The organism is Spiractinospora alimapuensis (genome assembly GCF_018437505.1).
In the GTDB taxonomy this organism is placed as follows: domain Bacteria; phylum Actinomycetota; class Actinomycetes; order Streptosporangiales; family Streptosporangiaceae; genus Spiractinospora; species Spiractinospora alimapuensis.
Map to the genome: position 1 here is coordinate 1,344,103 of NZ_CP072467.1, position 23,600 is coordinate 1,367,702.

Genomic DNA, 23,600 nt, shown 5'->3' on the forward strand with positions numbered 1-23,600 from the left:
CCCGCACGCCCCGAAGCGGTCGACGCCCTGGTATACGTCCACGGTCGGCGAATGGCCGAGACCCACCGACACCCCAACGACGCGGCCACGCACCATCCCACGCGCCGCAGCGGTGAGCCGGGCCTTCCGGAAGCGGCGGCGGTGGGTCGTCCCCGACGCAGCCCCTCCGTCGCCGCGCGCCGGCACCACACTCGGTGCGTTGGCAGGGCCGTGGGCGGGCCGCCGCCCCCCGCACCCCCCGAGGCGGACGTCGCCCCGACCGGAAGGAGCGTCCACCCGCGCGACGCCGGTCCGACACAGGCCAACAATGCCCCGGCAGACATCCACCGTCGGTGGATCGCCGAGGCGTTCCTTCCTCGAAGGCGACATCGCACGCGTTTCGTCAGCCACGGCGGGCCTCCTCCGCGGGGTTCGGACGGAACTCGTAGGTCCGGGTGTCGCGTTCCGCGACGAACCACTGGCGGCACCCGTGGATGTGGCACCAGCGTTCGGTGAACCACCCTTCGGGGTTGTCCCGGGTGAACAGGTACTCGGCCCATTGGGCGTCGTCCAGGGTCCAGGGGTCCGTGGGGTGGTGGAGGTGGGCTTGTCCGCCGTAGCGGAACTCGACCTCTTCGCGTGGGCCGCACCAGGGGCAGGCAATGAGCAGCATCGACACCTCCCGTGTTCAGTGGGCGACCGCGGCGGCACCGTGTTCGTCGATCAGGGCGCCGGTGCGGAACCGGTCCAGGGTGTAGGGGACGGCGAGTGGGTGGGGGCGGTCGTGGGCGATGGTGTCGGCGAACACCGCGCCCGCACCGGGTGTCGCCTTGAACCCGCCGGTCCCCCACCCGGCGTTCAGGTACAGGCCCTGGAAGGGGGTGAGGGAGATGATCGGTGAGGCGTCGGGGCTGATGTCGACGATGCCGCCCCAGGTTCGGAGGAGATGGGCGCGGGCGAAGATCGGGAAGAGGGCGACGGCCGCGGAGATCTGGTTGCCGATGATCGGGAAGGACCCGCGTTGGCCGTAGCCGTTGTAGGCGTCGATGCCGGCCCCGAGCACGAGCTCGCCCTTGTCGACCTGGCTCACGTACACGTGCACGGTGTTGGACATGACCACGGTGTCCAACACGGGCTCCAGCAGCTCCGAGACCAGCGCCTGCAACGGGTGACTCTGGAGCGGGAGGCGCAGTCCGAGCGTGGAGGCGAGGACGGAGGTGTGTCCCGCCGCGCACAGGCCGACACGATCGGCGCCGATCGGGCCCTGACTGGTGTGGACGCCGATGACACGGTCGCCGTCCCGTTGGAACCCGGTGACCTCACAGTCCTCGATGAGGTGTACGCCAAGGCGGTCCGCGGCGTGGGCGAGGGCCCAGGCCACGTGGTCGTGTCGGGCGATTCCGGCCCGGGGCTGGTAGGTCGCTCCGAGGACCGGGTGGCGAAGCTCGGCGCTGGTGTCGAGGATGGGGACGAGCTTGGCGACCTCGTCGGTCGTGAGCCAGTGGGAGTCGATTCCGTTGAGCTGGTTGGCGTTGACCCGCCGCACCGACTCGCGGACGTCGTGGGTGGTGTGGGCGAGGTTGAGGACACCGCGCTGGCTGACCTGCATCGGGTAGTCCAGCTCGTCCTCCAGCCCCTCCCAGAGCCTGAGCGCGTGCTCGTAGATGCCGGCACTGGCGTCGACCAGGTAGTTGGAGCGGATGATGCAGGTGTTGCGGGCCATGTTGCCGCCGGCCAGCCAGCCGCGTTCGAGGACGGCGACGTTGGTGATTCCGTGGTGGGCGGCGAGGTAGTAGGCCGTGGCGAGCCCGTGTCCGCCCGACCCGACGATCACGACGTCGTAGCGGGCGTTGGGTGTCCGCCGGCGCCACAGGGGACGCGGTTCTCCGTCGGTGGGCGCGGTCATGCGCGGACCCGGTTCATCTCACTGTCGTACAGGGGCTCGATGCTCACCGTCGCGCGGACACGCCGCTCGAAGTACCCGATGTCCAGCTCCGTCCCCGGGCGCGCGAGCTCTTCCGGGATCCACGCGTAGGCGACGCCCACCCCGAGCGTGTGGCCCCAGGCGGCACTGGTGACGTAGCCGACCGCGTGGTCGGTGCTCTCCTCCGGCGTGAACACCGGCTCGTTGCCCAGCGGTGTGCCCAGCGGATCGGTGTAGGTGAGGCAGGTGAGGCGGCGCGGCGCCGGCCCGGCCTCCCGTTGGCGCTCCACCGCGTCGCGCCCCAGGAAATCGCCCTTGTCCGGCCGGATCGCGAAGGACAGCCCGGCCTCCAGGGGGCCGTGCTCGTCGGTCATGTCGGCACCGAAGGCACGGTAGCCCTTCTCCAGGCGCAGGCTGTTGAAGGCGCCTCGGCCGGCGGCGATGACGCCGAGGTCCCTCCCCGCCTGCCACAGGGTGTCCCACAGTCGCAGCCCCAGGTCCGCCGTGGTGTACAGCTCCCAGCCGAGCTCACCGACGTAGGAGACGCGCAGCGCGAGGACGGGGATGTTGGCCACGTGGAACCGGGCGCACCGGAAGTAGCGCAGGCCGTCGTTGGTGAGATCGTGGTCGGCGATCGGTTGAAGCAGTTCGCGCGCCTGTGGGCCCCACAACCCGACGCAGGTGGTTCCCGGGGTGAGGTCGTGGACGTGCACCGATCCGTCGGACGGGAGGTGGGCGCGCAGCCACGCCTCGTCCAAGGGGCTGTTCACGCCGAGCTGGAAGGTGTTCTCGTCGACACGCGCGACCGTGATGTCGCCGCGCAGCCGCCCGTGCGGGGAGAGCAGGAGACAGTAGGTGACGGCACCGGGCGCACGGGTGACGCGTCCGGTCGTCATCCGGTCGAGGAACTCGGCCGCGCCGGGTCCCGACACCTCCAGGCGCATCAGGGATGACATGTCGTACATCGCGACGCGTTCCCTGGTGACCTGGGCCTCGGCGGCGACGATCGGTGACCAGAAGCGCTGTGCCCACGGGCCGGGGAGGGCGATGTCGCGCCCCTCCTCCAGCAGTGGCGCGTTGTGCTCGTACCAGTGGGGGCGCTCCCAGCCCGAGGCCTCCAAGAAGAACGCTCCGAGGTCCTGCTCCCGCTGGTGGAAGGGGCTGGTGCGCAGCGGACGCGGCTCCTCCATCGGCTGTAGTGGATGCAGGGCGTCGTAGACCTCGACGAAGTTCTGGCAGTCCCGGGACATCAGGTAGTCGGGCGCGAGCTGGTGCGGTTGGAATCGGGCGATGTCGCAGGCGTGGGTGTCGAAGGTCGACTCCCCGTCGACGATCCACTCCGCGACGGCACGCGCGACCCCGGCGGAGTGGGTGATCCACACGGCTTCGGCGACCCAGAACCCGCTCACGTCGCCGAGCTCGCCCAGCAGCGGCATGTTGTCGGGAGTGAATGAGAACAGGCCGTTGATTCCCTCGGTGACCTCGGTGGCCGCCAGGTCTGGCAGGAGGTCCAGGGTGTTGGTCCAGGCCGGCGCGAAGTCCTCCTCGGTGAAGGGCCGCACCGACGGCATCGCGGGAGCGTCGGGGCGAGGCGTGCCGATGGCGTCCGGGTCGACCGGCATGGGGCGGTGGCCGTAGTAGCCGATGCCGACCCGGTCGTGGTGCTCCCGATAGTAGAGGTCCTCACCCTGGTGCCGGAGGATCGGGTGTGGCGCGGTGGGTCCGTCCGGGGCCGCGAGTGCGGCGAGCGCGGGTACGGGACCTGTCCAGGCGTACTGGTGCTGCAGAGGGGTGAGCGCGAGGGTGTGGCCCACCATCCGGAGGATGCGCGGCCCCCACATCCCCGCGCAGCTCACCACGATGTCGCAGGGGATGCGACCGTTGTCGGTCACCACGGCGGTGACCCGTCCCCCGGCGGTCTCCACGTCGAGTACCTCGTGGTGGGGCAGGAAGCGGGCACCGCGCCACACGGCCTGCTCGGCCTGCGCGCGGGCGGCTCGTACGGCGTTCGCGAGCCCGTCGGTCGGCGTGTGCAGTCCGCCAAGGACCCGGTCGGCGTTGACCAGGGGGTGCAGCTTCGCGCAGTCCTCCGGGTCGAGGATGTGCGCCGGGATCCCCCAGGCTCGGGCCCAGCCGCCGCGGCGGTGGAGTTCGTCCATGCGGTCCGGAGTGGTCGCGAGTTCGAGACCGCCGACCGGGTCCAGGCAGGGCGTGCCCTCGCACCGCAGCGCGGCGTACTTGTCGACGGTGTAGTGGGCGAAGTCCGCCATGGCCTTGGAGCCGTTGGTCTGGAATACCAGGCCGGGGGCGTGCGAGGTGGAACCGCCGGTGCTGTAGAGGGGGCCCTGGTCCACCACGGTGATGTCGGTGTAGCCGCGCACCGAGAGCTCGTCGGCGAGGGCGCAGCCCACGATCCCGGCCCCGATGATCACGATCCTGGGGGTGGCGGACATGGTGGTCGTGGTACGGGCGTTGAGCGGAGTGTCCATGGCGACCTCGCAGCGACGTATAAGTATCGTCCTACGCAACCATCGGCGATCTACGCAACAGCGTCGAACGCGACGGGGTGCGTGTCAAGTGGCCACGAGCGGGGAGGACGAGGCTCGTCTCTCCCGCGCGCGGATTCGGCGATCGGGACTGGTGGTGCGGGACCCGAATTCAGTTGTTGACGGCGGAGAGCCGGTTCCGGACGGGGCTCCCGTCCGGAACCGACGCCTTCGCGGTGGCCGGCGCCTGGGGGCGCGCCCCTGACCCCGGATCGGGTCCGCGCTATCCGGTCACCAGCTCGCGGAGGTCCTGCTTGGGCAGGTTCTTCTTCGGGTCGACGAACGGCTTTTCCACCACGCGTGCCGTCTGCTCCCCCTGGGGTGTCACCACGATGAGCTCGGTGCCCAGCGCCGCGTGACCGATCGGCACCATGGCGAACCCGATGTTCTGTTCCATCCGCGGTGAGAAGCAGGCCGACGTCACCTTGCCGATCGCGAGCCCGCTGTCCGGCTCCCGCACCTCGAAGAAGTCGATCATCGATCCGTCGTTGAAGGACCCCAACGGGGGGCCGTCGATCGTGACGCCGGCGAGCTTGCGGCTGACTCCCTCGTCCCGGATCTTCTGCAACGCCGCCTTTCCGACGAAGTCGGCCTCCTGGTCGAGGTCGACCATCCAGCTCACCTCGTAGCCGTAGCCAACCTCGAAGGGGTTGGTGTCCAGGCTGATGTCGCATCCGTGGGAGAGGATGCCGCCCTCGATCCGGCGGATGTGGCACGGCCCGATGACCTCCAGCCCGTGCGGACGTCCGGCCTCCAGCACGGTGTCCCACAGCCGCACGCCGTCCCGACTCGCGTTGCGCAGGTAGATCTCGAAGCCCAGCTCGGAGGTGTAACCCGTGCGGGACACCACGACACTCATCCCGTTGAGGTCGAACTCCGCGCAGAAGTAGTAGCCGATGTCCAGCACACTCTCGCCGAACAGGTCGACCATGACCTCCTTGGACTTCGGGCCCTGCACCTGCACGGGGCCGACGTCCGCCTCGGTGATCGTGACGTCCATGCCGCTGTTCTGTGCCAACCCCTTGGCCCACAGCAGCACGTCACTGTCGGCGAGGGACAGCCAGAAGTGGTTCTCTCCTAGGCGCAGCAGCACCGGGTCGTTGATGATGCCGCCCTCGGGTGAGGTGATGAAGACGTACTTGCACTGCCCCACCTGGCACTTGTTGAGGTCCCGTGGCACCAGCATGTTGGTGAAGGCGAACGCGTCCGGCCCGGTGATCTCCACCTGGCGCTCGACGCCGACGTCCCACAGGGTCACACCCGTCAGCAGGTTCCAGTACTCGCCCACCGGGTCGCCGTAGTGACGCGGGTGGTACGTGTGGTTGTACACGCTGTAGGTGTGCACGCCGTGCCGGCGTGAGGCGTAAAAGAACGGCGACTTGCGGATCCGGCTGTACAGCAGGATCTCCGGGTTCTCCGTGATGGCCATCAGGACCTCCACTAAGCCTTAATACGCAACGTGATCCGCGATACGCAACGAAGCTTTCCCGTCGCTCGCCTTCGCTGTCAAGCGGAGTTAGTTTCTTATAACGCAACGGTTATCTATTGACGCAACCGTCGCCCGGTTCTACGCTGAAGCGAACGTCGTTAAGTTTCTTCATTCGCACAGTGTTTCTCTATACACAACACACTAGTAGCGGCTCACGGCGTCGTCCAGCAGCCACACCACGTGTTCAGGACTGGTTCGACTTCCAGACGCACCAGCCCTCACCACGGACGACGCGCACCCACCACCCGGGACCTAGCGAGGGCAGCCCTATGGCCACGTTCCTGGAGCTCGTCGAACATTCCGTGAAGAAACCCGTCTGGGACTGCCGCATGTGTGGGCAGTGCGTCCTGCACAGCACTGGCCTCACCTGCCCCATGACCTGCCCCAAGACACTGCGCAACGGTCCGTGCGGCGGTGTCCGTCCCGACGGCACCTGCGAGGTCAAACCGGAGATGCGCTGCGTGTGGGTCAAGGCGTGGCGGCGCTCCGACTACCTCCCCTGGTCGGAGGACCCGGAACAGCCCCGCCCACCGGTCGACAACCAACTGTGGGGCACCTCGTCGTGGACCAACCTCCTCACCGGCCGGGACAAGCAGACCCCACGGGGCTGGGACGACGCATCCGACGACGGGGAGGACGACCGATGAACCAGCTACGCACCCGCCTGGAGTCCGGCGAACCGGTGGTCACCGCCGAGCTACCGGTCATCGACGGGGGCGGCCTGGCCGCGGTACGCGCACACGTCGCCCGTCTCGCGCCCCACGTGGACGCCGTCAACGCGACGGACAACACCGCCGCCCACGCCCACGTGTCGAACGTGTCCATCGCCATCGCCCTGGCACACCTGGGCGTTGACCCGATCCTGCAGGTCGTGTGCCGGGACAAGAACCGCCTGGCGCTCCAGGCCGACATCATGGGCGCCGCCCTGCACGGCGTCGTCAACGTCTGCTGCCTCACCGGGGACGACGTGACGGCCGGCGACGAGCCCGAGGCACGGCGCGTCTTCGACCTCGACTCCCCGCAGCTCGTGCGCACGGCCAGCGCGCTCGCCAACGGCCGCTACCTCTCCGGACGCGCGATCGACCCCCCGCCCGACCTCTTCGTCGGCGCGGTGGAGAACCCGGGCGCACCGCCCTACGCCGAACGTGTCCGCCGAGCCACCCAAAAGGCCGCCGCCGGGGCCCGCTTCCTGCAACTCCAGACCTGCTACCGGCCGGAACTACTCGAGGCCTTCACCGAACGCGCCGTCCAGGACGGGCTCACCGAGACCACCGCGATGCTCGCCACCCTGTGCCTCGTCCGCGGACCTCGCGCCCTGCGCTACATGGACGACAACGTCCCCGGCATCGAGATCCCCGATCCGCTGATCGCCGGCGTCGAAGGCGCCACCGACCCGCGCGAGGCCGCCTACCAGGTCGCTCTCGAACAGGCACGCCACGCGCTCGCACTGCCCGGCATCCGCGGGCTCCACATCATCGACTTCCGCCACGACGACACCGTCGAACGGCTCAGGGCCGACCTCGGCCTCACCCGCGCCCCAGCCGTCGAGCCGGAGTCCGCCGAGATCCCCGCCACCGCGCCCCACTGAGACGCGACAGACCCGGGCGGTGTCGGCACCGAGGCCACCGGCGCCCACCGCCCGCACCACGCACACACGGGACTCCCGACCGCGCTCAGGGGTTGCCGGCCGTCCAGCCCTGGCGGGGTGGCCAGACGCCCGTGCCGGGGGCGGGGTCGCCGACCGGGCCCCCGGGTTCGGTTCCCGGTCGCGGGGCTGGAACCGCGGCACCCGCGGTCATGCGGCGGGCGCAGGTGAGGAACTCCTCGGCGACGTCCGGGACCGGACCTCGGGGGGCGGCGACCACACCGACGTGACTGACGGTGTCGGGTTCGCGCAGCGGGACCGGGACCACGTCGTCGGGAAGGGACAGCACCTCCAGCCACGACGCCGCGACGATGGCGGCCCCCGGGGCATGGCGCAGGTAGGCGAGCATGCCGGGCACCGATCCCACCTCGGCTCGTACGTCGAGGCGAGCACCGACGCCGCGTGCGGTCTCCTCCAGAACCCCCCGTTCCGGGGCCGGGTGCGCGGGAACGCACAGCGGGACCTGGTCGAGCTCCTCCCAGTCGACGTGGAGACGACCGGCGAAGCACCCGTCCGCCTGGGCCAGGACCACGTACCGCTCGTGGTAAAGCGGACACACGCGGCCCTCGTGCGGAGAGCGCGTGGTGTCCAGATACGTCACACCCACGTCGAACTCACCACCCGCGAGGCCGCGCTGGACCTCGGCCGGGGCGCACTCCCGAACCCGCAGCCGGACCCGCGGATGGTGACGCTGCATCTGCGCGCACAGGTAGCCCACGGGATCCACTGCGGTGGGAACCATCCCCACCCGCAGCATCCCCGTCAGGCCCTCGCGGGCGGAGCGGGCGTCGCTCATCAGTGCGTCGCAGGCCGCCACCGCCCGGTGCGCCCACCGGAGAACCCGCTCACCCTCCGGAGTGAAGCCCTGGAACCGGTTGCCGCGGCGCACGATGGGGACGCGGAGCTCGTCCTCCAGCTTGCGGATCCCCGCGGACAGCGCCGGTTGGGTCACGCTGCACGCCGCGGCCGCGCGGGCGAAGTGTCGTTCTCGGGACAGCGCCACCAGGTATTCCAACTGGCGGATCAACACCCGCGCCACCCCTCCCACCGTGCCCGATCCCTCAACGCCTCGGCGTCGCCTCCACATCGTCGTGCGCGACCTGGTCTAAGTACATACGGCGGGTGCGGTCGGTGTGCGCGCGCATCAAGTCGGCGGCTCGGTCGGCCTCGCCCCGCTCGACGGCGTCGATGATCTCGGCGTGCTCCGTCCAGGCGGCGGTTCCGCGCAGCTCGGCGACCGAGCCGTGGTACCACCGAACGCGCCGGGCGACCTGCGCGGCGAGCTCAGCGAGGACCGTGTTGCCGGACAGTTCGGTGAGGAGTCGATGCAGGTCGGCGTTGGCGGCGACCGAGGCGTCCACGTCACCGTCCCGGGCGGCCGACGCGCCCCGCTCCAGCACCGCACGCAGGTGCGCGACGCCGGCGGAGTCGGCGGAGTGCGCCGCGAGCCGGGCCGACTCGGTCTCCAACAGCCCACGGACAGCGAACAACTGGTCCGCCTCACTCGCCGTGGGCTGATGAACGAACGCGCCGTAGCCGGGGCGTAGGTCGACCCACCCCTCCATGCTCAATCGCTGCAACGTCTCACGCACGGGCTGGCGCGACACGCCCAACTGCTCGGCGAGGTCGCTCTCCACCAGATGGCGCCCCGGAGGGAGACGACGGCTCGTGATCAGCTCCAGCAGCGCGTCGTACACCCGTTCCCGCAGGGGAACCGGGCGCTCGACTCGGGCGGCCACCGCATCGTCGGTGGAGCGCGATGAACTCATACGTGCGCCCATTGTCTCCAGGATCGGGATCGGGATCGGACACGGTGAAGCCGTTGCCGGACGGCCCCGAGTTTACTCACTCCCGATCCACCAACGCCGCCACAGCGCGGGAACGGCGCTCCGCCACGCGCGGAACCGGGGAACCCGCGCCACCACGGCACCGTCACGCCACGACGCCCGCGGGCACGATCCAGATCATCGTGCCCGCGGTGAGGTCGGGAAGGCCTGCCTGGTCACGAAGCGGGTCAGACCACGTGCTGCACGTGGCGCCGAAGCAGCGTGTCGAACGCCTGGTCCCCGTCGGCGGCCCACAGCTCGGCGTTGAACACCTCCACCTCGATGTCCCCGGTGTAACCCTCGGCCTGCACTCGCCGCAGCAGACGCCGCAGGTCCACGTGTCCGTCGCCCGGCACGCCACGCGCCAGCAGCGCGTCCTCGGGGAACGGCAGCACCCAGTCACAGGTCTGGAAGGAGAGGATGCGTCCGCCGCGTCCGGCGCGCGTGAGCTGTTCGTCCAGGTCGGGGTCCCACCACACGTGGTAGGCGTCGACGACCACCCCCACCGTGGCGCCCTCGGGGTCGACCCGTTCGGCGAGGTCCAGCGCCTGGCGCAGAGTGGACAGGACGGCGCGGTCCGCGCAGAACATGGGGTGGAGCGGTTCCAGCGCGATACGTACACCGTGTTCGTCGGCGTAGGGCGCGAGCGCCTGGATCCCGTCGGCCACGGCGGCACGGGCTCCGGACAGGTCCCGGCTTCCCTCAGGGAGCCCACCCACCACCATCACCAGACACGGAGCGCCCAGTTCCGCGGCCTCCTCCACCGCCCGCCGGTTCTCCGCGAGGGCCGACGCCTGGTCGGCGCCCGTCAGGAAGCCGCCGCGACAGTAGGAGGACACCCGCAGGCCCGCGTCACCAACGAGCCGGGCGCTGCGGGCGAGCCCGCACTCGGCCACTTGTTCCCGCCACAGCCCGACCGCTCCCACACCCCGGTCCACGCACCCCCGCACGACCTCGGGCACACCCCACTGGGCGAGACTGCGTTGGTTCAGGGAGAACCGCGCGATTCGCGGGTCGTCGGGACGCGGGGTCGGGACGGCGGCCGGAGCACCGGAGGGAACGTCGATCGCGGTCGTGGTCACTGCTCCACCCCCGCCGTCTCCAGCAGCGACCGCGTGCGGTGGGCCGCCAACGGCGGGTCCTCCAGCACCCCGGCCTCGTCGGCGAGCCGCACCGTGTGGCACAGGTGTGGGAGGGAACGCGCGCTCTGCAGCCCACCGACCATCGTGAAGCCGGGTTGATGTCCGTTCAGCCAGGCGAGGAACGCGATTCCGGTCTTGTAGTAGAAGGTCGGCGCGGCGAACAGGTGCCGGGCGAGGGGCAGCGTCGGTTCGAACGCCGCGTCATACGCGGCGAGGTCGTCGACGTCCAGGGCGTGCAGGGCCGTGACCGCCGCGGGCGCGATCGCCGCGAACACCCCCAGGAGGGCGTCGGAGTGGTGTCCCCGCGACCCCTTGATCAGCTCCGGATAGTTGAAGTCGTCCCCGGTGTAGAGCCGCACGCCGGCGGGGAGCCGCTCCCGTAGCCGGATCTCCAGGTCGGCGTCGAGCAACGACACCTTGATCCCGTCCACGGCGTGGACGTGCTCGGTGACCAGCGCGACGACCCCGTCGATCGCCTTCGCCGGATCGTCCTCACCCCAGTAGCCCGCCAACGCGGGATCGAAGTCGGGTCCCAGCCAGTGCAGCACCACGGGGGCCCGCACCTGACCGAGGATCCGCCCGTACACCCTGGCGTAGTCCTCGGGCCCGGTGGCGAGCGCCGCGAGCTGGCGACTCGCCATGAGCACCGGGGTGACGCCCGCTCCCTCGACGACCTCGAGCTGGGTCTCGTACGCCCCAGCGACGTCGTCCACATGGTTCAGGCGCGGTTCCGCGTGGTCGGTCCCGGCTCCGCACACGATCGCGCCACCCACCGAACGCGCCTCCTCGGCGCTGCGCCGGATGAGTTCCGCGGTACACGCCCAGTCGAGCCCCATGCCACGTTGGGCGGTGTCCATCGCCTCGGCGACGCCCAGACCCAGACGCCACAGGTGACGCCGGAACGCCAGGGTCGCGTCCCAGTCCAATCGCGCGGGCTCGCCGGGGGCGTTGCCGGCCAGTGGGTCGGCGACGACGTGGGTCGCGGCGTAGGCGACTCGAGAACGGGGCGGGGCGGCGGAATACCCGCCACTCTCCTCGTGCCCGTCCCGCAGCCAGTGGTCGGCCAGGGTTCCGTCCAGTTGGGGCATGCGCAGGCGGAGTTCCGACACCACGCTCCCTCCTTCCGTTCGTGGTCTCACTCGCCGCTCGCGATCTCGACACGGCGTCCCTCCGCCGAGGACCGCTGCGCTGCCTCGGCCAGGCGCAGCCCACGTGCCCCCGCCCGAAAGTCGTAGGGGAAGGACTCGTCGGTGAACAGGTGGGCCAGGAACAGCTCCCACTGCCTGCGGAAGCCGTTGGTGAACTCGCCGTTGTCCGGGACGGTCTGCCACTGCTGCCGGTAGGGCTGGGCCTCCGCACGGTCGGGGTCCCAGGCACAGCGGGGCGTGGTGGCACGGGACTGGGCACGGCACTCGCGCAGACCGGCCACCGCGCTGCCGAGCGTGCCGTCCACCTGGAACTCCACGAGCTCGTCCCGGTTGACGCGCACACACCAGGAGGAGTTGATCTGGGCAATGGTGCCGTTGGCGAGCTCGAGGATCGCGTACGCGGCGTCGTCCGCAGTCGCCGCGTAGGCCGAGCCGTCCTCGCCGACCCGGTCCGGGACGTGCGTCGCCATCCGGGCCGTCACCGCTGACACCGGCGCGAAGATGTGCTCCAGCACGTAGTTCCAGTGCGGGAACATGTCCAGCACGATGCCGCCGCCGTCCTCGGCGCGATAGTTCCAGCTCGGCCGCTGGGCGTCCTGCCAGTCCCCCTCGAAGACCCAGTAGCCGAACTCCCCACGGACCGACAGGATCCGCCCGAAGAACCCGCCGTCGACCAGCCGACGCAGCTTCCGCAACCCCGGCAGGAACAACTTGTCCTGCACAACACCGCTCTTCAGGCCCGCGTCCTCCACCAGTCGCGCGAGCTCCAGTGCCGCGGCCTCGGTGTCGGCGACGGGCTTCTCCGCGTAGATGTGTTTGCCGGCGGCGACGGCGCGGCGGACCGCGTCCTCGCGCACGTTGGTGACCTGGCTGTCGAAGTACACGTGTACGGAGGGGTCGCTGAGGACGGAGTCGAGGTCGGTGGTCCACCGCTCCACCCCGTGTTGTTCCGCGATCGCTCGCAGCTTGCGTTCCGACCGTCCGACCAGGACCGGTTCGGGAATGACCCGGGTGCCGTCCGGCAACGGCACACCACCGTCGGCGCGGATGGCGAGGATGGATCGCACGAGGTGCTGTCGGTACCCCATGCGACCGGTGACACCGTTCATCGCCACGCCGAGGACACGATCATCCATGGACTGCTCTCCTTCACAGAAAACGCTTTCTTCTCCGGCGTGTCTGTCCGGGAGAAACACCCGGATACGCCGGTGCGTTACGGATCAGCGGGTTGACAAGGGGGGCCAGCACTCCCGAGCCTAGATTAGAAAGCGTTTTCTTGCCAGGAGGTGTGGATGTCCAGTCCCCCCACTCGACGCCGACTCGCGCCCATCGCGACGTTCGGCGCCGTGGCCCTCATCGCGACCACGACCCCCGCGCTTGCCGACAGCGACGACCCCATCTGGGACCCCCTCCCCGACCCCGCCCCCAGTGACCTCGCCATCACCGTCGAGGAGCACGCGCAGCTCCCGCCGTCACAGCCCGACCCCCCACCGACCGACGGGCGTCTCAACCGCGAGAACCGCATCAACTACCTCGGCGAGATCCCCGACGGATCGGGACGGCAGTTCGTGCCCGACCTCAACGGAATGCTCTACGTGCTCTCTCCCGAGGGCGATGTCTCCCCCTACCTCGACGTGGGCGGCGAGTTCGCGCCGGAGTTCTGGGACCACCAGGGGCTGGGCAGCGGGTTCGGATTCGCGGCCTTCCACCCCGACTTCGCCGAGAACGGCCTGTTCTACACGGTGCACACCGAGGGACGTGACGCACTGGAGGAGGAGACCCCCGACCTCCCCGCGCCCGACCCCGACGACGTCGCCCACCACGGCGTCATCACGGAGTGGCGCGCCGACGACCCGGAGGCCGACGAGTTCTCCGGCAGCCAACGCGAGGTCCTGCGCCTGGGCTTCGAAACCTTCATCCACGGCTTCCAGGAGATCAACTTCAACCCCACCGCGGAACCCGGCGACGCCGACCACGGTCTGCTCTACCTGGCCGTCGGGGACGGGGGCGGCAGTGTCACCGGACCGGCGCCGCAACAACTGGACCGGCCGGAGGGGTCCATCCTGCGCGTCGATCCGCTGGGCGACGACAGCGGAAACGGCGCCTACGGCATCCCCGGGGACAACCCCTTCGTCGACGAGGAGGACGCGCTGGGCGAGATCTACGCCCTCGGCCTGCGCAACCCGCACCGGTTCAGTTGGGACCCCAACGGGGACCACCGCATGTTCCTCGCCAACATCGGCGAGTGGCACATCGAGTCGGTGTACGAGGTGCGCGCCGGCGACAACTTCGGGTGGGCCGATCGCGAAGGTCCATTCCGGGTGGAGTCGGACCGCCTCATCTACCCCCTGCCCGAGGACGACCACCTCAACGGCTACACCTACCCCGTCGCGGCCTACGACCACAACCGGGAGCCCGGGGAAACCGGTGACCTGGGCGTCGCCACGGTGGGGGGTTTCGTCTACCGCGGCGACATCGGCCAGCTCAACGGCCTGTACCTGTTCGGCGACATCGTGAGCGGCGAGCTCTACTGGACCCGGGCCGGCCAGATGGACCGTGAGTCCGACGATCTCGCCCCCATCCACCAGCTCCGCGTCCTCGACGCGGACGGCAACGAGGTGTCCATGGCGGAACTCGCGGACGAGGAACGCGTCGACCTGCGCTTCGGCATCGACGCCGCCGGCGAGCTCTACCTGTTGTCCAAGGGCAGCGGGTCGGTCTGGCGCATCACCGACGCCAGCCGGGTCTGAAGACATCGGGCGCGGGCCCGGTCGGGATCGTCCGGGCCCGCGCTCCCGACGGGACCGTCCCGTCGCTATCCTCCGCGCGCGAACGCGCCCGCCAACTACGGGGCCCGGAGCACGTGCTCCGGGCCCCGTACTTGGGCGTTCTACTCGTGGGACGCCGAGGCCCCCAAGAGGTCGCGGATCTCGGCGGTGAGGGTGGCGAACGTCGGATCGGCCAACGTGGTGGCGTAGTCCCGTTCCTCGGGGAGGTCGACGTCGAGCTCGGTGACGATGCGTCCCGGTCGGGGGCTCATCACCAGCACCCGGTTGGACAGGTACACCGCCTCGGAGATCGAGTGCGTCACCAGGACGATGGTGGTGCCGGTGACGCGCCAGATGCGGTGGAGCTCGACGTTCATCTGTTCCCGCGTGAGCGCGTCCAGGGCGCCGAAGGGCTCGTCCATGAGCAGGACCGGCGGCTCGTGGAGCAGGGCCCGGCACAGGGCGACCCGCTGCTGCATCCCGCCGGAGAGCTGATGGGGGTAGGCCTCCTCGAACCCGGTGAGGCCCGTCGTGGCCATCAGTTCGTCGCAGCGCTCCGCGGCCCGCCGCTTGTCCATGCCGCGGATCTCGGCCTGGATCAGGATGTTGCGGCGGGCGGAGCGCCACTCCAGCAGGGCCGCACTCTGGAACACGAACCCGATCCGGTGCTGCGGACCGCGTACGGGCTCCCCGAGCAGTGAGATGTCCCCCACGGTGGGTGCGACCAGACCCGCGGCCAGCTTCAGCATCGTCGACTTGCCACAGCCCGACGGGCCCACCAACGACACGAACTCGCCCGTCGCGACCCGCACACTGACGTCGTCGACCGCGGTCACCGCGCCGTGCTTGCCGGAGAACGTACAGGTCAGGTCGCGGATGTCCAGAGCGGGTTCGGGCGACGCCGGAGGGTCGACGTCGGGTTGTTGGGGAGCTGCGTCCACCACGCGTTTCATCGGCGTGTTCCTTTCGCCACGGACGTTCACCGACACATCACTCCGCCAGGGACTCCTCCCAGTAGTCGGCCGGCTCGCCGTCCGCCGTGATCTCGGTGTGTTCGGCGAGCACCGCGAGCGTCTGCTCCCAATCCTCGACCGCGTTCACCCCCGGCCGCTCGCCCTCGGTGTTCTCCGTGTAGAGGAGCTCGAAGCTGGCCTCGAGCTGTTCGGCCATGACCTCGGTGGAGGGGTTCTCCTCCGCCATCTCGTCCATCGCCTCCACGGCGGCCTGGACGTCCTCCTGGGCGGCCTCCCAGGAACGCGTGGACGCCTCCAACATCCCGCGGACCTCCTCGGGGTTGTCCTCGATCCGGTCCTCCTGGGTCAGCAGACCGTTGCCGAGGAAGTTGGGTGCCCAGTCGATGTAGTACATGACGTCGACGTCGCGGCCGGACTCGGCCTCGATGGTGGGGGCCTGGTCGTGCCCGAAGCCGGTGATGCAGTCCGCCTGCTCCTCGATCAGGGTGGGAATCTTGGCCGCGGAGTCGACGTGCTGCATCTGGATGTCGTCCTCGCTCATGTCGTTGGCGTCGAGGAAGATCGGCAGCGTCTGACTGAGCGCGTCCCCCGGTGAGATCGCCATGTCCCGACCGACCAGGTCCTGCGGCTCCGAGATCCCGGTATCACTGAAACACTGGATGGCGGCGGGGTTCCGCTGAAGGAACACCCCGATGCTGCGCACCGGCACCCCCTCGCTCGCCGCCGTGACCATCGAGGGCGCGTCGGCCCAGCCGTAGTCGACCTGGCCCTGGCCCGCGGCCTGGGCCACCACCAGAGATCCCTCCCCCGGCTGGATCGTGAGGTCGATTCCCTCCTCCTCGAAGAAGCCCTGCTGCAGGCCGTAGTAGAACGGCGCGTGCTCGCCGTAGGGAACCCAGTTCAGGGTCAGGGTGACCTCGGCGAGGCCCTCACCGTCGTCGCCGTCTCCCCCGCCGCAGGCGGACGCGGCGAGGACGAGCGGGAGGGCGACGCACGCCGCCTTGACGGCGGTGGGCATGCGGAAAGCGGAGCTTGGGGGCATGAGCTTCTCCTCTGGGTGGTCGGGCCGGGGTCAGGCCGTGGCGACGGTGTCCTCACGGCGGCTCGCGTGCCACGGAATCGCCAGGCGCTCCGCGAGCTCCACGAGAACGAAGAGCAGGATGCCCATCAGCGACATGGCGATCAGGACCGCGAAGAGCAGGGTGGAGTTCAGGTTGCCGTTGGCGACGAGCAGCAGGTACCCGAGCCCCTCGTTCGCGCCCACGAACTCACCGACCACAGCGCCGACCACCGCGAGTGTGATCGCCACCTTCAGACCGGAGAACAGGTGCGGCAACGCGGTGGGGAAGCGGATCTTGCGGAAGGTCTGCCACCTGCTCGCGCCCATGCTGGCTGACAGGTGCAGCAGCTCCGGCGGAACCGACCGCAGCCCGGCGACACCCGAGATCACCACCGGGAAGAACGCCACCAGGACCGCCACCAGGATCTTGGGCCCTGGGCCGAAACCCATCCAGATGACGAACAAGGGCGCGATGGCCACCTTCGGGATGACCTGGGCGAAGAGGAGCAGCGGGTAGAGCGTGCGTTCGATGGTGCGCGAGTAGACGATGCCCAGCGCGCAGACCAGGCCGATGACGGTGGCGAGCACGAATCCGATGACGGTCTCGTACAACGTGACCCAGGTGTGGGTGAGGAGCATCGCGCGGTCGGAGACGAGCAGGGAGTCCGCCACGTCCCATGGGGCGGGAACCAGGTAGGGCCGGACCCACTCCTGCCAGGCGACGAGTGCCCAGACCGCGAGTAGGCCCAGGAGCAGCAACGCTGGGCGCCAACTGGCCTCGACCAGGTTGGCCAGTGATGTCACCAGTGGAGAACGCGGGGTCTCGCGGGCCGCACCGTGGGGTTCGCGGTCCCGGGTCACGGTTGGCTTGCGCTCCATAACCTCGCTCATCGGCGTTTCCCGTCGCGTAGAAAACGTTTTCTGTAGCCTAGCTCTGTGTCACGCGTCACTGTCAAGATCCGGCGGCGAAGATCTGTCACGATCCTGACGGCGACCGAGGAACAGGCGCCGGCGTGCTTCGGCGCACCAACCTAGGATGAGGAGGTCCACCATGCGCGGCAGGAGAGCGACACGTCGGAGAGGAAGCACATGGCGACCTTGACCGACGTTGCCCGGCTAGCGGGAGTCTCGCTGGCGACGGCATCACGGGTCATGAACGACTCCTCCTACGGAGTCGCGCCGGAGCTGCGGCAACGGGTGTTGGCGGCGTCGGAGGAGCTGCAGTACGTTCCCAACGCCCACGCACGGGCGCTGGTGAGTGCGAAGAACCCCACCGTGGGCGTCGTGGTCCACGACGTCAGCGACCCCTACTTCGCCGAGATCACCCGCGGCCTGCAGCAGGTGGCCATCCGCCACAACCGACTCGTCCTGATCTGCAACTCCTACCGCGCCCCGGAACGCGAGGCCGACTACCTCGCCCAGCTCCGCGCCCAACGGGTCGAGGCGCTGGTGCTGGTGGGTAGCGGCTATGTGGACCCCGAGGCGACCCGGACCCTGGTCCGCGGCCTCAACGCGTTCTCCGAAGGAGGGGGCCGGGTCACCGTCGTCGGTCGTCACCCCATCGTCGGGGACACGATCGCCCCCGACAACGTGTCCGGAGGCTACGCCGCCGGCCGGCACCTGTTCGGACAGGGACACCGGGAGCTCGCGGTCGTCACTGGTCCTCCCGGCCTGACCACCGTGGCCGACCGGATGACCGGCATGCGCAGCGCGGCCGAGGAGCACGAGGTCGAGATCGGCGGCGACCGCGTGTGGCACGGTGACTTCACCCGCGACGGCGGCGCCGAGGCCACCGACCGCCTGCTCCGGCGCTGGCCGCGGGTCACGGCGATCGCCGCGCACAACGACGCGATGGCGGTCGGGGTGATGGCCGTCCTGCGCGACCGGGGACTCCGGGTACCCGAGGACGTGTCGGTGATCGGCTTCAACGACATGCCGATCGCGCGCGACGTCACGCCCCCGCTCACCACCATCAGGCTCCCGCTGGTGGAGATGGGCGAACGGGCCATGACCCTCGCCCTGAGCCGCCAGGAGCACCCCGCGGTGACCGAGACGTTCCCGGCGACCCTCGTGGTCCGGGACAGCACCCGCCCCCCGCGCTGAACCTCGACTCCCCCGGCCCTGCCCACGCCTCCGGCGCCGGTGGGGCCGGGCACCGCGACACCGCGAACGCTGTTGGAGACCGAGGACCCGGTGGGATTCGACCGGCCGCCTCGTCGGTCCCGCCGGCCCCGCGCCGTCGTCGGGGTCAGCGGGGCAGGCTGATGAGGGCGACCTCCTCGGCCTCCTCCTCGTTCGGCGGTAGGACGGCGAGGGCGTCCGCGAGCGCGGCGCCGCGGAGGTTGCCCGGGCTGTCACCACCCAGCGGGTAGGCGATGCCCTCACGCACCCTCACCGCGATGAGGCGGGTGTCCTGGCCCGCCGCCGGCCGTGGCGCGTCCCCGAAGTCCAGGCGCGCCCGTTCGGGGGCGGCCAGGGAGGGGTCGGCGCGTCCGGTCGCCGCGCACAGGACCGGGACCAGGAGCGTCAACGCCGCGACCAGCGCCGCGTAGGGGTTGCCGGGAAGTCCGACCACCACCGGGCCGGGGGCGTCGTCCGTACCGAACCGGGCCAGGAGCTGCGGGTGTCCGGGGCGGCAGGCCACCCCGTCCACGACTGTCTGCGCGCCGAGGTCGCTGAGGACCGACCGGAGGTGGTCCGCGGGCCCCGCGGAGGACGCCCCGCAGACGGCGATGACGCACGGAGGCGCGTCGTCGCTCGGCCCGGGGTCGGACAGCGCCCGGAGTATGGTCCGCAGCGCGGCGCGGTCGTCCGTCACCGCCAGCCCCGGGAGCGGCTCCCCACCGGCCCAACGCACCAAGCCGGGCAGCATCGGACCGATGGCGTCGCGGACCTGGCCCTGCTCCGGGAGCCCGGCGCTGAGGACCTCGTCGCCGGTGACGAGAGGAAGAACCGTGGGACGTGCCACGCGCACGCGGTCGACGGCGAGACCGGCGAGCATCCCCAGCGCGGCCGACGTCACCTCCCGCCCGGCGGGCACCACGGTGTCGCCCAGGGCGATCTCCTCACCCGTCCAACGCACGTGCCGGCCCTGGGTGATCTCCCCGGAGACCGTGCGGTCCTGGCGGTGCGCCGCCTCGTAGGGCAGCACGGCGGTCGTCCCCTTGGGGGCGAGGGCGCCGGTGGCGATCTCCATCGCCTCCCCCTGGGTGAGCGGCGTCGGGGACTCCTGCTGTCCCGCGAGCTGGCGCGCGACGACGGTCCAGGGCCCCTCCCCACAGACGGCGTACCCGTCCATGGCGGCCGCGTCGAACGCGGGCAGCGCCATGGGGGCAATCACGTCGTCGGCGGTCGTCGCGCCGAGCGCCCCGTCCAGCCCGACGTTGGCGGTCCACTCCCCCGCCCGCCGGGCGGCCCACTCGCCGACCTCCACCGCCAGGGCCCGGGCCTGGGACCACGACGTCCTTGGACGGTGTCGTCCACCCATCACAGCACCCCGTTCCGGTTCCAACCACCCACGTTCACCTGCATGCTTCTTTTCTACCGCCCACTCGCCTCTCACTCCCGCAGGATGCGCGGTGGCGCGCCCACCAACCCTGCCCAACAACCCGATTTGCTGTCTGACGAGATTCCGCTACAGTTCTAAGTGCGCCACCGGGGAGAGGCCAAAGAGCAAGAACCCCGGGGCAAGCGCGCGGACGTGGCTCAGCTGGTAGAGCATCACCTTGCCAAGGTGAGGGTCGCGGGTTCGAATCCCGTCGTCCGCTCGGAGATCAGGGCTTACCTCCAGTTGGTACGTCCGGTTCGAATCCGGTGGAGTGGCCGAGAGGCGAGGCAGCGGCCTGCAAAGCCGTCTACACGGGTTCAAATCCCGTCTCCACCTCCAAGCAAGACAGAGGGCGGTTAGCTCAGCCTGGTTAGAGCGCTACCTTGACACGGTAGAGGTCACTGGTTCGAATCCAGTATCGCCCACCAAAGCAGTCGCAGGTCAGGGGCCATTCATATGGTCTTCTTCAGTTAGCTAAGGCCCCACTGTGGAGCCAATCTGGAGATGATCTTACTCCGGCACCCTCACGGCACCTTCTGTTCGCCGGGCGCACGGTAGTACTCACCGAGTCGCGGGACCGTCTCCACGATCCATTCGCGTTCGTGCGGTTTCAGTACCTGCAGGCTGTGGCGCCACCGTGTATCCAGGGCAGCGCAGACGTGTTCTTTCATCGCGGGTGTGACGTGTTCGTAGACGTTGCCCATCCCCCGCATCCGATGCCCGAGCCGGGCAGCGCGGGCCACCTCAGGGATGCCGTCCTCAGCGAGCCAGGTGCGGTGGGTGTGGCGGCCCTCGTTGAAGGTGAAGTCGGGCAGGATGGGCGCCCGCAGCCAAGGCTCGTCGTTGTCGGGCTGGCCGTCCCAGGCGGGACGCCAGAACCGGGAGCGGAAGTTCCCACGACGCAACTGCCCGCCACGGGACCCGGCGAACAGGGACGCCCCGGGCTCCGCATCATCGATCAGGTCTGTGTAGAGGGCAGCGAGGAACCCCGGCAGTTGGATCCAGCGTTTCCCCGCCGGTGTTTTAGTCCGCTTGGCCTTGGTCAGCCGGCCGGCGGTCTCCTGTAGCGGGGTGCGCACCGGGAACGCGTGGTTGACCTCGTCATAGTCGTGGGGCTCCAAGGCCACCAACTCCGACCAGCGCGCCCCGGTGTAACCATTGAGCAGGCACAGCACGAAGCCCGCCCGGCCGGAGGTGTGGTGCAACCGCATCGCCGCGCGCAGCACCTGTGCCGGAGTGGCGACCTGCCGGTCAGCCGCATAGTCACCGGAGGTGACCCGGATGCCGTTGCACGGGTTGGCCGGGATCCTGCGGGCACGCACCGCGGTGTTGAGGATCGTGGAGAACAGCGCGAAGACCGAGGACACGCTGGGCTCGGCCAGGTTGTCGTGGAGCCGGTTGACCCAGCCTTGGATCTCGAGATGGTTGTTGAAGATGGCGATCAGTGGCCAGTCGCCCCACTCGAGCAGGATGTGGGTGTCCAGGTAGGTGCGGTACTTCGCCCGGGTATTGTCGGAGAGCCGGGCGGACTCCATCCACTGCTCGGCGAAGACGCTAAAGGCGACCTCCCGGTCCTCAGGCGCGATCCAGGTGCGAGCGCGCACCTCGGCCTCCTGCTCCTCGCCCCAGTCGCGCGCGGCCTCTTTGGTCGCAAACCCCGATCTGGAGGCCCACCCATCGGGTCTCTTGTAGCGCACGCGCCAACTGGTGGCCAGGATAGCGGCGAACGTTCGCCTCAACATGAGTCGCGCTGTCCGATCAGGAACTCCTCAACGCGCCACGCGAGACCGTCGTAAACGACGGTCGCTTCAACCCGACGCATCAGGGGTTCGGTCGGGTCGTCCTCGAGAGCTTCCCCCGACTCAGCATCCCCACGCAGCCATTCACTGGAATCAACGCAGTCGTCGATAACGATCTCGGTGTCACCGACGTCTCCCACGTCCGGGGAGATTTCAGGGCGACCAAGAGCAACTTCCCCGGCTTCGGCACGCTCAGAGAGCGTGCCGAGAATATGCTCGGCCGCCTGCCCCATCGCATAGCGTTCCAGGTCACTCGGAGCTGCTTCGCCCTCCTGGGACGCCTCGATATACACATCCCACATGCCCTCATACGCCTCGAGAGCGAGTTCCTCATCCGAGGGAGGAGCGGACTCCGGCTCCTCTACCTCAGGCGTCTCGGAATGTTCCTGCGCGCAGGCCGAAACCAGCACCACAAGCACAGCCACCACACTCCGGCGCAGCCGCACCATACGCCCTCCTCAGCCCGGACCACCACAGCAGGTCCGCTGAGACTAAGCACACGTCCGAGATCAGCTCCAGACCCAAATACCAACTGCGAACTCCATTGGGATTCGCGAACATTTGGGCTCCATGGAGGACTTAGCACGATTTGCAAATACCGGTGAACCTCAAATTCACCTGCTTGGGCGCTTCAGAGTTCGTTGTGCCGCACCGCGTGGAGGAAGGCGTTCCACTCGGGTGCGGGGATGGCTAGGTGGTTGAGGTGGGGGTGTTGGCTGTCCCGCATGTGGACGTGTTCGGTGTCGCCGATGCGGCATTCGACGCAGTCGGGCTCGCGTGCTCCGCTGTAGCTGGACTTGGTCCACTGCCTCATGCTCACCTGAGTTCCCTTCGGATGGTGTCGACCAGCTGCATGGACTCCTGGGGGGAGCGGGCCTCGCCCTGAAGATGTCCGAACAGCTCGACGAGTTGTTCAGCGCGGGCGCCCTGAACGACGTTAACGCCCGAAAGGTACTGTTCATGCCCGATCAGGGTGCCGTTGCGTAGCAGCATCAGGCGGAAGGCGCCGTCTGGGCAGGGGTGCTGGAGCGTGCTGAGCGGGATGATCTGCAGGCGGATTCGACGGTGCTCCATGAGGTCGTGCAGGTAATCCAACTGTCCTAGCAGGATGTTGCTTGATCCGTGTCCTCTCCGGAGGACTTCTTCATTGATAACGAATGTCAGCGCCGTGTCCTCAAGGTTTTTCAGGCGATCGGCGCGTTCTTGGGCGAGACGATCGGCCTGCGCCTTGTTCCATCCGCCGTTGCGCAGGATCGCCTCGACGTAGTCCCGCGTCTGGAGCAGTCCAGGCACAAGCGTGGGATGGAAGCCTCGAATGGTGAGTGCCTGAAGCTCCGTCCGTTCGAAGTCACGCCACTCTTGGGGTACCTCACCACCTTCCTGCGCTTCCTCCCACATCTGCACGAGAACTCCTCCGGCAGAGAGGAACTCATCCGCCTCCACGGCATGCTGCCGGCGAGGTCGGCGTTCTCCTCGCTCGTAGGCGCCCAGCGTGGGTCGTGCGATGTTGAGCACTCGTCCGAGAGCGGCCTGGCTGACATCCGCACGCTCTCGAAGAGTGCGCAGTTCAGCCCCCCATCGTTTCCAATATCGATCACCCATGGCTTCATGGTGCTTCATGTGACACATTTTCGCTACACATGCTCGAAGAATTCACAAGTGTGGAGCATCTCTGGCGGCGTAGCCAAAAGAGCGGGATTCTGTCTTGAAAGAACACAGCCCCCGCGACGGCTGACTCCCGTCCGGGGGCATG

The 23,600-nt window shown here is 69.3% G+C and carries 21 protein-coding genes and 3 tRNA genes; 7 read left to right on the top strand and 17 right to left on the bottom strand.

Going from position 1 to position 23,600, the window contains the following annotated elements; all coding sequences use genetic code 11:
- Window positions 1–382: 382 nt before the first annotated feature.
- From J4H86_RS06215 to J4H86_RS06230, 4 genes are all read right to left on the bottom strand, one after another.
- Complete coding sequence (locus J4H86_RS06215) at window positions 383–652, bottom strand: sarcosine oxidase subunit delta (RefSeq protein WP_236542548.1); 270 nt, start codon at window positions 650–652, stop codon at window positions 383–385.
- Between the two features lie 15 nt (window positions 653–667).
- Window positions 668–1,885, bottom strand: coding sequence for a sarcosine oxidase subunit beta family protein (locus tag J4H86_RS06220; protein WP_236542549.1), 1,218 nt, complete (start codon window positions 1,883–1,885; stop codon window positions 668–670).
- Window positions 1,882–4,356, bottom strand: coding sequence for a GcvT family protein (locus J4H86_RS06225; protein WP_236542550.1), 2,475 nt, complete (start codon window positions 4,354–4,356; stop codon window positions 1,882–1,884). The genes J4H86_RS06220 and J4H86_RS06225 overlap by 4 nt, the downstream gene beginning before the upstream one ends.
- A 316-nt stretch (window positions 4,357–4,672) precedes the next feature.
- Window positions 4,673–5,878, bottom strand: coding sequence for a glycine cleavage T C-terminal barrel domain-containing protein (locus tag J4H86_RS06230; RefSeq protein WP_236542551.1), 1,206 nt, complete (start codon window positions 5,876–5,878; stop codon window positions 4,673–4,675).
- Between the two features lie 329 nt (window positions 5,879–6,207).
- Between J4H86_RS06230 and J4H86_RS06235 the strand changes: the two genes are divergently transcribed.
- Both J4H86_RS06235 and J4H86_RS06240 read left to right on the top strand, forming a co-directional pair.
- Window positions 6,208–6,585 carry a methylenetetrahydrofolate reductase C-terminal domain-containing protein gene (locus tag J4H86_RS06235; RefSeq protein WP_236542552.1) on the top strand — a complete coding sequence of 126 codons (378 nt, stop codon included), beginning with the start codon at window positions 6,208–6,210 and terminating at the stop codon, window positions 6,583–6,585.
- On the top strand, window positions 6,582–7,526 hold the full coding sequence (locus tag J4H86_RS06240) for a methylenetetrahydrofolate reductase (RefSeq protein ID WP_236542553.1): 945 nt from the start codon (window positions 6,582–6,584) through the stop codon (window positions 7,524–7,526). Before J4H86_RS06235 ends, J4H86_RS06240 begins: the two co-directional genes overlap by 4 nt.
- A gap of 85 nt (window positions 7,527–7,611) precedes the next feature.
- Here the strand turns inward: J4H86_RS06240 and J4H86_RS06245 are convergent, their stop codons facing one another.
- The 5 genes from J4H86_RS06245 to J4H86_RS06265 form a co-directional block, all read right to left on the bottom strand.
- Window positions 7,612–8,622 carry a LysR family transcriptional regulator gene (locus tag J4H86_RS06245; protein ID WP_236542554.1) on the bottom strand — a complete coding sequence of 337 codons (1,011 nt, stop codon included), beginning with the start codon at window positions 8,620–8,622 and terminating at the stop codon, window positions 7,612–7,614.
- A gap of 22 nt (window positions 8,623–8,644) precedes the next feature.
- Complete coding sequence (locus tag J4H86_RS06250; protein ID WP_236542555.1) at window positions 8,645–9,352, bottom strand: GntR family transcriptional regulator; 708 nt, start codon at window positions 9,350–9,352, stop codon at window positions 8,645–8,647.
- A 245-nt stretch (window positions 9,353–9,597) separates the two neighbouring features.
- A complete protein-coding gene (locus J4H86_RS06255) occupies window positions 9,598–10,491 on the bottom strand; it encodes a sugar phosphate isomerase/epimerase family protein (protein WP_236542556.1) in 894 nt (297 codons plus the stop codon).
- Window positions 10,488–11,639 carry a dihydrodipicolinate synthase family protein gene (locus tag J4H86_RS06260; RefSeq protein WP_236543928.1) on the bottom strand — a complete coding sequence of 384 codons (1,152 nt, stop codon included), beginning with the start codon at window positions 11,637–11,639 and terminating at the stop codon, window positions 10,488–10,490. Before J4H86_RS06260 ends, J4H86_RS06255 begins: the two co-directional genes overlap by 4 nt.
- Window positions 11,640–11,686: 47 nt before the next feature.
- Entirely contained in the window at window positions 11,687–12,835 is a 1,149-nt protein-coding gene (locus tag J4H86_RS06265) for a Gfo/Idh/MocA family protein (protein ID WP_236542557.1), read from the bottom strand.
- A gap of 156 nt (window positions 12,836–12,991) precedes the next feature.
- Between J4H86_RS06265 and J4H86_RS06270 the strand changes: the two genes are divergently transcribed.
- On the top strand, window positions 12,992–14,449 hold the full coding sequence (locus tag J4H86_RS06270; RefSeq protein WP_236542558.1) for a PQQ-dependent sugar dehydrogenase: 1,458 nt from the start codon (window positions 12,992–12,994) through the stop codon (window positions 14,447–14,449).
- Between the two features lie 140 nt (window positions 14,450–14,589).
- On the opposite strand, the gene J4H86_RS06275 is transcribed toward J4H86_RS06270, so the two are convergent.
- The 3 genes from J4H86_RS06275 to J4H86_RS06285 are packed head-to-tail and all read right to left on the bottom strand — an operon-like array spanning window position 14,590 to window position 17,392.
- On the bottom strand, window positions 14,590–15,420 hold the full coding sequence (locus J4H86_RS06275; RefSeq protein WP_236542559.1) for an ABC transporter ATP-binding protein: 831 nt from the start codon (window positions 15,418–15,420) through the stop codon (window positions 14,590–14,592).
- A gap of 37 nt (window positions 15,421–15,457) precedes the next feature.
- A complete protein-coding gene (locus J4H86_RS06280) occupies window positions 15,458–16,483 on the bottom strand; it encodes an ABC transporter substrate-binding protein (protein WP_236542560.1) in 1,026 nt (341 codons plus the stop codon).
- Window positions 16,484–16,513: 30 nt separating this feature from the next.
- Window positions 16,514–17,392 (bottom strand): ABC transporter permease, encoded by an 879-nt coding sequence (locus J4H86_RS06285; protein ID WP_236542561.1) that lies wholly within the window; start codon window positions 17,390–17,392, stop codon window positions 16,514–16,516.
- A 198-nt stretch (window positions 17,393–17,590) separates the two neighbouring features.
- Between J4H86_RS06285 and J4H86_RS06290 the strand changes: the two genes are divergently transcribed.
- On the top strand, window positions 17,591–18,604 hold the full coding sequence (locus J4H86_RS06290; RefSeq protein ID WP_236542562.1) for a LacI family DNA-binding transcriptional regulator: 1,014 nt from the start codon (window positions 17,591–17,593) through the stop codon (window positions 18,602–18,604).
- A gap of 145 nt (window positions 18,605–18,749) precedes the next feature.
- Here the strand turns inward: J4H86_RS06290 and J4H86_RS06295 are convergent, their stop codons facing one another.
- Entirely contained in the window at window positions 18,750–19,988 is a 1,239-nt protein-coding gene (locus J4H86_RS06295; protein ID WP_236542563.1) for a molybdopterin molybdotransferase MoeA, read from the bottom strand.
- A gap of 207 nt (window positions 19,989–20,195) precedes the next feature.
- Between J4H86_RS06295 and J4H86_RS06300 the strand changes: the two genes are divergently transcribed.
- The 3 genes from J4H86_RS06300 (at window position 20,196) to J4H86_RS06310 (ending at window position 20,476) form a co-directional block, all read left to right on the top strand.
- Window positions 20,196–20,268: transfer RNA gene (locus J4H86_RS06300), tRNA-Gly, on the top strand.
- Between the two features lie 45 nt (window positions 20,269–20,313).
- Window positions 20,314–20,387: transfer RNA gene (locus J4H86_RS06305), tRNA-Cys, on the top strand.
- An 11-nt stretch (window positions 20,388–20,398) separates the two neighbouring features.
- Window positions 20,399–20,476 (top strand) — tRNA-Val (locus J4H86_RS06310).
- Window positions 20,477–20,572: 96 nt separating this feature from the next.
- On the opposite strand, the gene J4H86_RS06315 is transcribed toward J4H86_RS06310, so the two are convergent.
- The 4 genes from J4H86_RS06315 to J4H86_RS06330 all read right to left on the bottom strand — a co-directional run bounded on the left by J4H86_RS06315 (window position 20,573) and on the right by J4H86_RS06330 (window position 23,467).
- On the bottom strand, window positions 20,573–21,745 hold the full coding sequence (locus J4H86_RS06315; protein ID WP_236542564.1) for a tyrosine-type recombinase/integrase: 1,173 nt from the start codon (window positions 21,743–21,745) through the stop codon (window positions 20,573–20,575).
- 38 nt (window positions 21,746–21,783) lie between these two features.
- Window positions 21,784–22,296, bottom strand: coding sequence for a hypothetical protein (locus J4H86_RS06320; RefSeq protein ID WP_236542565.1), 513 nt, complete (start codon window positions 22,294–22,296; stop codon window positions 21,784–21,786).
- A gap of 182 nt (window positions 22,297–22,478) precedes the next feature.
- A complete protein-coding gene (locus J4H86_RS06325) occupies window positions 22,479–22,661 on the bottom strand; it encodes a DUF397 domain-containing protein (RefSeq protein ID WP_236542566.1) in 183 nt (60 codons plus the stop codon).
- A gap of 2 nt (window positions 22,662–22,663) precedes the next feature.
- Entirely contained in the window at window positions 22,664–23,467 is an 804-nt protein-coding gene (locus J4H86_RS06330; protein ID WP_236542567.1) for a helix-turn-helix domain-containing protein, read from the bottom strand.
- Window positions 23,468–23,600 lie beyond the last annotated feature (133 nt).

Coding starts and splice junctions, on each gene's coding strand:
- J4H86_RS06215 (WP_236542548.1), bottom strand. CDS start 652: ATGCTGCTCATTGCCTGCCCCTGGTGCGGCCCACGCGAAGAGGTCGAG.
- J4H86_RS06220 (WP_236542549.1), bottom strand. CDS start 1,885: ATGACCGCGCCCACCGACGGAGAACCGCGTCCCCTGTGGCGCCGGCGG.
- J4H86_RS06225 (WP_236542550.1), bottom strand. CDS start 4,356: ATGTCCGCCACCCCCAGGATCGTGATCATCGGGGCCGGGATCGTGGGC.
- J4H86_RS06230 (WP_236542551.1), bottom strand. CDS start 5,878: ATGGCCATCACGGAGAACCCGGAGATCCTGCTGTACAGCCGGATCCGC.
- J4H86_RS06235 (WP_236542552.1), top strand. CDS start 6,208: ATGGCCACGTTCCTGGAGCTCGTCGAACATTCCGTGAAGAAACCCGTC.
- J4H86_RS06240 (WP_236542553.1), top strand. CDS start 6,582: ATGAACCAGCTACGCACCCGCCTGGAGTCCGGCGAACCGGTGGTCACC.
- J4H86_RS06250 (WP_236542555.1), bottom strand. CDS start 9,352: ATGAGTTCATCGCGCTCCACCGACGATGCGGTGGCCGCCCGAGTCGAG.
- J4H86_RS06260 (WP_236543928.1), bottom strand. CDS start 11,639: ATGCCCCAACTGGACGGAACCCTGGCCGACCACTGGCTGCGGGACGGG.
- J4H86_RS06265 (WP_236542557.1), bottom strand. CDS start 12,835: ATGGATGATCGTGTCCTCGGCGTGGCGATGAACGGTGTCACCGGTCGC.
- J4H86_RS06270 (WP_236542558.1), top strand. CDS start 12,992: ATGTCCAGTCCCCCCACTCGACGCCGACTCGCGCCCATCGCGACGTTC.
- J4H86_RS06275 (WP_236542559.1), bottom strand. CDS start 15,420: ATGAAACGCGTGGTGGACGCAGCTCCCCAACAACCCGACGTCGACCCT.
- J4H86_RS06280 (WP_236542560.1), bottom strand. CDS start 16,483: ATGCCCCCAAGCTCCGCTTTCCGCATGCCCACCGCCGTCAAGGCGGCG.
- J4H86_RS06285 (WP_236542561.1), bottom strand. CDS start 17,392: ATGAGCGAGGTTATGGAGCGCAAGCCAACCGTGACCCGGGACCGCGAA.
- J4H86_RS06290 (WP_236542562.1), top strand. CDS start 17,591: ATGGCGACCTTGACCGACGTTGCCCGGCTAGCGGGAGTCTCGCTGGCG.
- J4H86_RS06295 (WP_236542563.1), bottom strand. CDS start 19,988: ATGGGTGGACGACACCGTCCAAGGACGTCGTGGTCCCAGGCCCGGGCC.
- J4H86_RS06320 (WP_236542565.1), bottom strand. CDS start 22,296: ATGGTGCGGCTGCGCCGGAGTGTGGTGGCTGTGCTTGTGGTGCTGGTT.
- J4H86_RS06325 (WP_236542566.1), bottom strand. CDS start 22,661: ATGAGGCAGTGGACCAAGTCCAGCTACAGCGGAGCACGCGAGCCCGAC.
- J4H86_RS06330 (WP_236542567.1), bottom strand. CDS start 23,467: ATGAAGCACCATGAAGCCATGGGTGATCGATATTGGAAACGATGGGGG.